The following is a 275-nucleotide window of genomic DNA, read 5'->3' as shown; positions in this document are numbered from 1 at the left end:
CCTCGGCCTGCTGCCGCGTTCGCGGCGCACGCCGACCGGACACCGTCGCTACGGGCAGGAAGACCTTGCGCGAGTGCTGCGGCTGCGCCAGGCGCGCGACCAGGGCCTGTCGCTGCCGCAGATCCGCGAGCTGCTGCAGGCCGACGGCGCCACGCCGCCGGCCGCCGCTCCGACGTGACCGTGGACGGGCGCGGGCCCGGCCCGCGACAATCGCGGCCATGCCTTCCTGCTCCTCCAGATCCGGCGCATGAGCGCCACGACCGCCTCCGGCGACC

The 275-nt window shown here is 76.7% G+C and carries 1 protein-coding gene; it reads left to right on the top strand.

Features of this window, described 5'->3' with window-relative positions:
- Positions 1-7 precede the first annotated feature (7 nt).
- Positions 8-178 (top strand): MerR family transcriptional regulator, encoded by a 171-nt coding sequence (locus SB822_RS56905; RefSeq protein WP_410859078.1) that lies wholly within the window; start codon positions 8-10, stop codon positions 176-178.
- The last annotated feature ends 97 nt before the right edge of the window (positions 179-275 follow it).

Source organism: Paraburkholderia sp. SIMBA_054, assembly GCF_046534875.1.
Lineage (GTDB): Bacteria > Pseudomonadota > Gammaproteobacteria > Burkholderiales > Burkholderiaceae > Paraburkholderia > Paraburkholderia hospita.
This window is presented reverse-complemented; position numbering and strand designations above follow the sequence as displayed.